A 1905-nucleotide genomic window follows, 5' to 3' on the forward strand; every position below is an offset into this window, starting at 1 on the left:
ATTCTTTTTCTCTTCAAAATCCATTTGAGCAACAGAGGCAACAGATACTAGAGCTGCTGCACCAATCAAAGCAGCTCCACCGGTTGCAACTGCTAATCCTCCCAACATTCCCAAACCACCGGCAGCGACAGAACCACCCCCTAACAAAGCTAGAGTTGCATTAGTCGATGCGCCTCCAAAGAAAGTACCAAATGCTGCTCCTGTTCCTGCTTTTGCTCCTATAGTTGTAGCGACTTTGGTAGCAGTAGGAACAACCACAGATGCCCTTTTAACTGAATCATGAACTTTTTTTACTTTGCCAATGATATCATCGTCTTCCTGAGACTTTCCCTTATGATTCGTTACTGGCTCACGCATCAGCTTGTAAATTACTTTACAACCATCTGGAATATCTGAGTTTAAAATTAGCGAGTCTAATGAATGCAAGCAAGCTTTATCAGAAACTTGCTTACCATCTCTAAGTGTAGCGTAGGCAGCAAGTATCTCTGCTCTGTATATACTACTTGTGATGGTAGAGGAATTATTAATTAGATTGACGATAAATAAATCAGCAGTAATTGCTCTAGATATAACACTGTATTGAAAATAGACTTGTTTTAGTTCCTTCAGAAGGAAGGAATTTTGAATGATAGAGTCAAGCTGATTGAGAACATCCAAATCAGTTATACCTTCTCCTGCTCTAATACACTGATATATTCCTCTTATTGACTGCTTCTTAATTTCCTCTAGGTTAGATGCAGCTAAGGCATTTTCAATACACTCTTCAATTTTGATCAACCTAGAACTTTGACTGGCAATTTTGTAACGCAGGCAAACTAATGAGTGGCTTTCAGAGGGAGAAACAATAAAATCTAATAAATCCTGAGCCGCTAAACACTCACTATATTTACCATTTTTGATTAGCTGATAGACTTTTCTACATCTTTGTTTGCTTTCTGGCTTGATATCTACAGCAGTTATCAATAAGTCTACTGATTTTTCTATATTTATAGTTTTATCAAATAGAGTGTGTAGAACAAGGACAACATTATTTCCCTGCAACCCACAGTTTTTTAAGCGTAATTTATCGTCTTCTGTACTGTTGGCTGCAATATTGACTTCATAGCTTTTTCCTGACCTCAATGTAACTTTTTGAGTTCCACCTTGGCTCGCTGTCTGATAAGGTACAAAGATGTGATGTAACTCATCTTGTTGAAATTCCATATTCGATTGTGTCATTGGCTAAGTAATAATTACGAAGAGCTTGGTAACAAAAGCTTTACTTAACTATCGCCGCTCCTGTATATAATTAACAACCGAATAAACACCCACAACAGCGTCGAGGATTTTACAATCAACAGAAAAAATCGCCCTTATTTTTTACCGTAAATTTCCTTAGCCTGTCTACGCAGGCTTTGCCAGTGTAGCTGTGACTTCAGCCCTTCGGCGTAGAGGGCTTCCCTAAGCACTTCCCCTAAAGGGAATGGAAGCACTAGCAATTTTAGCCTTTATCTTTTTTTCTCTAACTATTTCCCCCATCCCTTTATCTAAGTTATAATTATCAATAAGTCTTCAGGTAATTTTTGCATTCGAAAAAAATCATGTGAAACTCAGTTAAGACAAGTAATTCAACGCTAATTCATTATTTATATTATTTTTATGTTCAGTATATTAAGTATTTTTAAATACGTTTATTATCTATTTACAAATTTAGTAAATTGTTTGATCATAACGACACAAGACAAAACATAATTAACAAAACTTTTTTGTAATAATTTGTAGTTCATGTAATTTGTCTGATGAATGTTCTGTCAAAAATATCATGACTTTAGTTCAAACGATAAATAAACTGACATTAACTCAAGTCCCTACACTCAATGATTGCAGTTCACAAAGCCTGCTCAACTACTTTGAGAATTCTTGGGA

1 pseudogene is annotated in these 1905 nt (G+C 36.0%); it reads right to left on the reverse strand.

The window, feature by feature from the left end:
• Positions 1 to 1218, reverse strand: a pseudogene (locus VE944_RS12820) (hypothetical protein); the annotation flags it as partial.
• Between the last annotated feature and the right edge of the window lie 687 nt (positions 1219 to 1905).

The organism is Nostoc sp. (genome assembly GCF_035638895.1).
Lineage (GTDB): Bacteria > Cyanobacteriota > Cyanobacteriia > Cyanobacteriales > Nostocaceae > Nostoc.